This is a genomic window from Muriicola sp. (assembly GCF_041567615.1).
In the GTDB taxonomy this organism is placed as follows: domain Bacteria; phylum Bacteroidota; class Bacteroidia; order Flavobacteriales; family Flavobacteriaceae; genus Muriicola.
Map to the genome: position 1 here is coordinate 1 of NZ_JBFGBM010000141.1, position 7,137 is coordinate 7,137.

The 7,137-nt window shown below is 48.7% G+C and carries 10 protein-coding genes; 4 read left to right on the forward strand and 6 right to left on the reverse strand.

From position 1 onward, the window contains the following. The 4 genes from ABYP73_RS09875 to ABYP73_RS09890 all read right to left on the reverse strand — a co-directional run. A partial coding sequence (locus ABYP73_RS09875; RefSeq protein WP_372974206.1) for a Gfo/Idh/MocA family protein occupies nucleotides 1-1,016 on the reverse strand: 1,016 nt, incomplete at its 3' end. 103 nt (nucleotides 1,017-1,119) lie between these two features. Then, nucleotides 1,120-1,779, reverse strand: coding sequence for an HD domain-containing protein (locus tag ABYP73_RS09880; protein ID WP_372944887.1), 660 nt, complete (start codon nucleotides 1,777-1,779; stop codon nucleotides 1,120-1,122). Further along, complete coding sequence (locus ABYP73_RS09885; protein WP_372944888.1) at nucleotides 1,776-2,513, reverse strand: lysophospholipid acyltransferase family protein; 738 nt, start codon at nucleotides 2,511-2,513, stop codon at nucleotides 1,776-1,778. The genes ABYP73_RS09880 and ABYP73_RS09885 overlap by 4 nt, the downstream gene beginning before the upstream one ends. Before the next feature lie 62 nt (nucleotides 2,514-2,575). Next, a complete protein-coding gene (locus ABYP73_RS09890) occupies nucleotides 2,576-2,986 on the reverse strand; it encodes a BrxA/BrxB family bacilliredoxin (RefSeq protein WP_372944889.1) in 411 nt (136 codons plus the stop codon). A gap of 116 nt (nucleotides 2,987-3,102) precedes the next feature. On the opposite strand from ABYP73_RS09890, the gene ABYP73_RS09895 reads away from it, so the two are divergent. From ABYP73_RS09895 to ABYP73_RS09910, 4 genes are all read left to right on the forward strand, one after another. Further along, nucleotides 3,103-3,834, forward strand: coding sequence for a TerB family tellurite resistance protein (locus ABYP73_RS09895; RefSeq protein WP_372974207.1), 732 nt, complete (start codon nucleotides 3,103-3,105; stop codon nucleotides 3,832-3,834). A 10-nt stretch (nucleotides 3,835-3,844) separates the two neighbouring features. Next, nucleotides 3,845-4,429 (forward strand): HupE/UreJ family protein, encoded by a 585-nt coding sequence (locus ABYP73_RS09900; protein WP_372944891.1) that lies wholly within the window; start codon nucleotides 3,845-3,847, stop codon nucleotides 4,427-4,429. A 116-nt stretch (nucleotides 4,430-4,545) separates the two neighbouring features. Further along, a complete protein-coding gene (locus tag ABYP73_RS09905; RefSeq protein WP_372944892.1) occupies nucleotides 4,546-4,986 on the forward strand; it encodes a cytidine/deoxycytidylate deaminase family protein in 441 nt (146 codons plus the stop codon). A gap of 6 nt (nucleotides 4,987-4,992) precedes the next feature. Beyond that, nucleotides 4,993-6,606, forward strand: a complete 1,614-nt coding sequence (locus tag ABYP73_RS09910; RefSeq protein ID WP_372974208.1) for a S41 family peptidase — start codon at nucleotides 4,993-4,995, stop codon at nucleotides 6,604-6,606. A gap of 17 nt (nucleotides 6,607-6,623) precedes the next feature. Here ABYP73_RS09910 and ABYP73_RS09915 read toward each other — a convergent pair whose 3' ends face one another. Both ABYP73_RS09915 and ABYP73_RS09920 read right to left on the reverse strand, forming a co-directional pair. Then, nucleotides 6,624-6,827: a hypothetical protein gene (locus ABYP73_RS09915; protein WP_372974209.1), complete on the reverse strand. Its 204-nt coding sequence runs from the start codon at nucleotides 6,825-6,827 to the stop codon at nucleotides 6,624-6,626. A 30-nt stretch (nucleotides 6,828-6,857) separates the two neighbouring features. Further along, the coding region (locus ABYP73_RS09920) for a MarC family protein (protein WP_372974210.1) at nucleotides 6,858-7,137 on the reverse strand (280 nt) is incomplete at its 5' end.

Genomic DNA, 7,137 nt, shown 5'->3' on the forward strand with positions numbered 1-7,137 from the left:
CCGTAGAAAACCGTACCTCCTCCGGTATCCCCAATGGTCTCACCGTCTTTAAGTTCGTCCGGAAGGTCGGGCATGATACCCCCATCGTACCAGTTGAGGTCGATGTTGCCGTGCTGTTCGGTGTTGAATTTAAGTCGGACTATAGAGGAAGCAGGGCAGGAGGCACTGTAATCCGCCTCTACGAAGTCGCCGACCCAATTGGTGGTACAACTGGCTTCGGCCTCAGTGGGATAACCCAGGTCAAGTACTCCAAATGGGGTTTCCATGATATGGCAACCCATATCCCCAAGGGCTCCAGTGCCAAAGTCCCACCAGCCCCTCCATTTAAAGGGCAGGTAAGCGTTGTTGTAATCTCTTTCTGCGGCCGGTCCCAGCCAAAGGTCCCAGTCGAGTCCCTCCGGAATTTCATCTTTTCCTTTTGGCAGGGGAACACCTTGCGGCCAAACCGGCCGGTTGGTCCAGCAATCGACTTTTTCCACAGTTCCGATCACCCCGGAATTAATCCATTCCTTGGCGAGCCGGCTGCCGTCACTGGAAGCGCCCTGATTGCCCATTTGAGTAACAATCCCGTTCTCCCGGGCAACCTGTGTCATCAGTCTGGCTTCGGCAATATTATGGGTCAGGGGTTTCTCCACGTAGGCGTGTTTCTTGGCCCTCATAAAGGGCAGGGCGATAGTGGCATGGGTATGGTCCGGAGTCGCCACCATCACAGCATCCATATCTTTTAATTGCTTGTCATACACCTTGCGGAAATCCTTATACCTCTTCACATCGGGAAAGAGCTCATAGGTCTGAGCTGCCCGCCTGTCGTCCACATCACAAAAAGAAACGAACTTCACCTTTCCGGTTTCCTGTAGCCCACGGATCACGCCCAAACCTCTTCCTCCTACCCCAAAGGCACCCACGTAGAGTGTATCGCTGGGGGGTACGTGTCCTTTACCAAGTACAAAGCTGGGAACAATTGAGAATACAGCAGTTGAAGCCGTTACGTTTTTTATGAATTTTCGCCTTTGCATGAATGAGAATTTTTGATCCCGGAAGATACAAAAAAAGAATTCTCGTCATGGAACTTAACCGGATGTTTGATCCGAACTCCTGAGCGTATTGGACCAAGGCAGATCATCTTTCTCCGTTCCATTCTGCGTAGAACTGTTCCAGGTAGCTCAACAGGAATTCGTGTCTTTGGGCGGCTATCCTCTTTCCGGTTTGGGTGTTCATCCTGTCCCTGAGCAACAGTAGTTTTTCATAAAAGTGATTGATGGTGGGCCCTTCAGATTTTTTATAGGCCTCCTTGTCCATTTTTAGATTCGGGGAGATATCCGGATCGTATATTTTCCGGTTTTTGTAGCCTCCGTATTGGAAAGCCCTGGCTATACCGATGGCCCCAAGCGCATCCAGGCGGTCCGCATCCTGTACTACCTGCAGTTCAAGGGAGTGTTTCACTTCCTTTTCGCGCCCGATGGAATTCTTAAAGGAGATCTTTTCTATGATAAAGCACACTTTATCAATGATTTCTTCCTCCACTTCAATGGAAGACAGGAATTCCCTCGCCATCCGGGGTCCGATGCTTTCGTCCCCATCGTGGAATTTGGCATCCGCAATATCGTGGAGAAGCGCCCCAAGGCTTACCACCAGGACGTCGACATCTTCATCCTTTGCCAGTAGCAGTGCATTTCTGAACACGCGCTGGGTGTGGAACCAGTCGTGTCCCCCCTCCGCATCGCCTAAGGTTTCCCTGACAAAATCAATGGTAGACTCAACGATTTCGGTGGTGTTCATGTGTGAGGGTAGATATCTTTTTTTATGAGTTCTTCGGCATGTGAAATGATCGCATCCGGATCCCCGGTATTTGGGATAGGGGGGTGTACTTTAAAAATAAGATGGGAACCAATGCCGTATGGGAATTTGCCGTAACGCAGCATTTTCCAGGAGTTGTTGATGCTGATAGGGACGATCAGGGCAGAAGGGGCATTTTTCATCAACACCTTGAGACCTGTGGTCTGAAATTTCTTGGGTTCTCCTGTCCGGCTACGGGTTCCTTCGGGGAAGATGACAGCACTCCTGTTGTGTTTTTCTATGTACTCTCCCAGTCTCCCAATGGCTGTAAGGGCCTGTTTGCTGTCCTTTCTGTCGATGAGGGCTGAACCACCGTGCCTGAGGTTGTAGGAAACGCTCGGGATGCCTTTCCCGAGTTCAATCTTACTGACGAACTTGGGATGATGACGCCTCATGTACCAGATGATAGGAGGAATGTCATTCATGCTCTGGTGGTTCGAGACAATGATCAGCGGTTTGTCATCTGTGATCCGGTGTTTATTGATAAAAGTGTAGCGGGTTCCCAGTAGGTAGGTACACCACATGAGTACGAGATTGAGGATACTCACGCTTTTTTTGTGAGCGTTATAACCAAAAAGATTCAGGCATATCCACTGTATGGGGTGAAAGACCACAAGGGTGATCCCGAAAATCACGAAATAGAGGACGGTCAGTGGGTAGGCTAGGAACTTCCGCATAATACAAAAATAAAAAACCGCACCTTCTTAAGTGCGGTCCATTTTATTTTACTGCAGGCCAATCAGCAAAATTCGTCATAGGCCTCCGTGAGGTTTTCAGCGATCATTTCGGCGGGACGCCCTTCGATATGGTGTCTTTCTATCATGTGGACCAGTTCTCCATTTCTGAACAGCGCCATGCTTGGGGAAGATGGTGGAAAAGGCACCATCAGATTTCTGGCGGCATCTACGGCTTCCCTATCCACCCCTGCGAAAACAGTGATCAGGTGGTCCGGTCTTTTCTCGTTTCTCAGGCTCATTTTAGCTGCTGGTCTTGCATTGGCAGCGGCACATCCACAAACGGAGTTGACCACGACCAGGGTCGTGCCTTCCTTGTTGATGGCCTTTTCAACAGCCTCTGCGGTGAACAATTCCTCGAACCCTGCGGATGCGAGGTCGTCTCTCATAGGTTTTATCAATTCTGCGGGATACATAGTCTTATGTTTTATTGAGGTCAAAGATAAGGAATAACTGGTATTTTCTAGCCAAAGCTTTCTTAACACTGTCCCCGCTTTTCTTTGCTAAATCCTATCTTTGCCAAAATTTTTTTATGATTCGCTGGATTGCAGCCATTCTCGGGTACTTCTTGTTCCGCTTACCGGGGGCCATCATCGGCTTCTTTCTGGGGAGCGTGATGGACAGCATGGGTTCCGGGTCGGGTGCGAGGACCATTTTTCAGGACCTTGGCCGTCAGAAAGTGACCCCTGCCGATTTTGAACTCAACCTGCTCTCCCTTTGCTCCATCGTCATCAAGGCAGACGGGCAGGTCAGCCAGCGTGAACTCGACTACGTCCGGCAATACTTCCTCCAGACTTACGGGAAGGAAAAGGCCAACGCCATTTTCAGGACGTTCAATGAGGTGATTAAGAAACGTGAGATCTCGGCACAACGCATCTGTAATTACCTCAACCAGCGTACCCGGTACGAGGTCAGACTTCAGCTCCTGCACTTTTTATTCGCCATCGCCCAGTCAGACGGGTCCATCGGCGCGAAAGAGATCGACAAGATCAGGGAGATCGCAGGCTATTTGCGCATAGGGAGGATCGATTACGAAAGTATTCAGGCCATGTTTGTGAAAGCGGCTGACAATGCCTATAAGATCCTGGAGATTGACAAAACGGCCACCGATGACGAAGTAAAGAAGGCGTACAGGACTATGGCGAAAAAGTACCATCCGGACAGGGTCAATACAGAGAACGAGGCTATTAAGAAAGGGGCTGAAGAGAAATTCAAGGAGGTACAGAAAGCCTATGAACAGATACAGAAGGAGAGGGGCATATAACCCTTAAGATATGGGAAGTTTCGGATTTTACATAGAATTGGGGCTGGGGCATGTACTCGACCTCAATGCGTATGACCATATCCTCTTCCTCATGGCCCTGACCATTCCTTACACCTTCCGGATGTGGAAGCATGTGCTCACCCTGGTGACCATCTTTACGGTAGCCCACTGCCTTTCCCTTGCGTTTTCCGTATATGGGATTGTGGAGGTGGATGTCGCCCTGATCGAATTTCTGATCCCGGTGACCATTCTTTTGACGGCCCTGTTCAATCTCAGGGAGGGGTTGAAGGACCACAGCGCACTCAGTTTTAAACTGCAGGTGGCGGCCACAGGTTTTTTCGGGTTGATTCACGGCTTTGGGTTTTCCAATTATTTTAAGATGCTCATGGCAGGGGAGGATGAGAAACTGAACCCTCTCCTGGGTTTTGCCACCGGGATCGAGCTCTCCCAGCTCGTGGTAATCCTCGGAGTGCTTCTCCTGGCGGCCCTGCTGGAAGGAATTTTGAAGGTCCCCCGCAAATATTTTATCATCGGAACGACAGCCCTGGTGATCGCCATCACCATTCCTATGATCATAAACACCTGGCCGTCGTGAAGGGTGCACCTCAACGGTTTTAATTAAATATTAACCATAATCAATTGGCGAACTCTGGTAAAGCCGGTATCTTAGTGCGTGATCGCCATCTGAGACAATAGTACATCCGCTTAGAAGTGACCAAAAAGAAGCAACGAAAATACGACAAGGCCTATTTGAGGATGGCACACGAATGGGGAAAGCTATCCTATTGCGTGAGAAAAAGGGTGGGCGCCATCATCGTTAAGGATCGGATGATCATCTCCGACGGGTATAACGGTACTCCGACAGGTTTTGAAAACATTTGCGAAGACGAAGAAGGATACACCAAATGGTATGTGTTGCATGCGGAGGCGAACGCCATTTCCAAGGTGGCATCTTCCACCCAGTCCTGTGAAGGAGCCACCCTGTACATTACCTTATCTCCCTGCAGGGAATGCAGCAAACTCATTCACCAGTCTGGCATAAAACGTGTGGTCTATCAGATCTCATACAAGGACAACAGCGGACTGGAATTTTTGGAGAGGGCGGGGGTTGAACTGGAGCACCTGCCTGATATCCTGGAAGATAATGCGTAAGGATTCATGAAGAAATTTCATTACATATGGCCTGCAGTAATCGCCCTGGCGCTAGCTCTGGGTATTCTGATAGGGGGGAAGCTTAATTTCAATGACTCTCCGGAAAAGCTCTTTACGACCAATTCAAAAAAAGATAAACTCAACAGGCTTATAGATTATATCGACTACGAGTATGTAGACGACATTAATACGGACAGCATTGTGGATGTTACCGTAAATAATATCCTCGATAAACTGGATCCTCATTCGGTTTACATTCCAAAAGAAGATCTCACCCAGGTTTCCGAGAATATGAAGGGGGATTTCGTGGGTATCGGGATCAACTTTTATATGTACAGGGATACCATCACCGTGATCAGGACCATAGAGAATGGGCCGAGCTTCCTGAAAGGAATAGAACCCGGTGACCGTATCATGGAGGCAGACGGGGATACGCTTTACGGAAAGAACCTTCCCAGCAGGAAGATCGTAAGCACACTTAAAGGGGAAAGCGGGTCTGCTGTCAGCCTTAAGGTCTATAGAAAGAAAGAAAACCGATTTTTCAACGTAACCCTTCAGCGGGACAGGGTGCCCATCAAAAGTGTGGAGGCATTTTATATGTTATCTCCTGATATGGGCTATATCAAGATCAACAGGTTCGCGGAGACCACGTTCAGGGAATTCAGGAGAGCACTGAGGGAATTGCAGAGATCCGGGGCTAAGAAACTGACCCTCGACCTCAGGGATAATCCCGGAGGGTATCTCGGGATAGCCGAACAGATGGCTGATGAATTCCTGCAGGAAGGGAAGCTCATCCTTTTCACCAAGAACAAGAAAGGCAAGATCGAGAGGATGTATGCCACTGATGCCGGCAGTTTTGAGGACAAACCCGTATACGTACTGATCAACGAGCGGTCAGCTTCAGCCAGTGAGATCATCGCTGGGGCGTTGCAGGATAATGACATAGGTACGATCGTAGGCAGGCGTTCTTTTGGGAAAGGCCTCGTTCAGAGGGAGATGGCCCTGGGTGACGGATCCGCGGTCCGGCTTACGGTATCGAGGTATTATACGCCTACCGGAAGGTCTATTCAGCGGGACTATCACAACGGGAGCGATGATTATTACGAGCGGTTCGAGGAAAGATATGAAAATGGGGAACTCGTCTCTGCCGACAGCATAAAGGTTGCAGATTCCCTCAAATTCACTACGCCTAAAGGCAAAGTGGTCTATGGAGGCGGAGGGATTATTCCCGATGTTTTTGTCCCTATAGGAAATATGGAGGTGGAGACGATCAAAAGCATGGAAAGCCTCGGTTTTATCTCCCGCTTTATTTTTGAGCATCTTGAAGAGGACAGGGAACGATACGCCACCTATTCCGAGGATGATTTTGTGAAGAATTTCAGGGTAGACGATATCCTCTTTGAGAAGTTCGTTGACTTTGCCCTGGCAAGTAATATCAGCATGGACTTCTATCAGTACGATAAGAGGATCAAATTGTACCTTAAGGCAGCCCTGGCAGAACAACTTTTTTCCGAAAATCTCAGTGCCAAGATCAAAGGGGAGACTGACCTCATGTTGCTAAAAGTACTCGAGCTGGATGCTCCGACCATTCAAGCGGAGAAGCCTTTAGTAAAGGATTAACAACTCTTTATCTGAATTCACTGGTCTTTCAACTTATCCTGTATTTTTCGGGAAGCGAGAAGGATAAGTAAAAGCACGATGGCACAAAGGGCCGCCACTACTCCGATAACGGCTATAATACTGTCCTCACCCAGGGGATTTTTGAAGTCGATAACCGTTACATTATAGGCGATCAGTGCCAGGGCCAGTATGATCAGTACGATGGAAAAATTCTTATTCATTGTACAGCTTTTTTCGATTCATCATTTCCCTTACGGAAATAACTGGTTGATGTTCGTGGCAAAAAGTTTCACCGCAATGGCCAGCAGGATCACTCCGAAAACCTTCCTGATGACTCCGAGTCCGCCTTTTCCCAGTACCCGTTCAATTTTTGCGGATGATTTCAACACCAGGTAAACAAAGATGATATTTACGATAATGGCCACAATAATGTTCTCTACATAGAATTCTGCCCGGAGTGACAGGAGGGCTGTCATGGTTCCCGCACCTGCGATCAGGGGGAAGGCAATGGGCACTACAGAGGCAGAACTC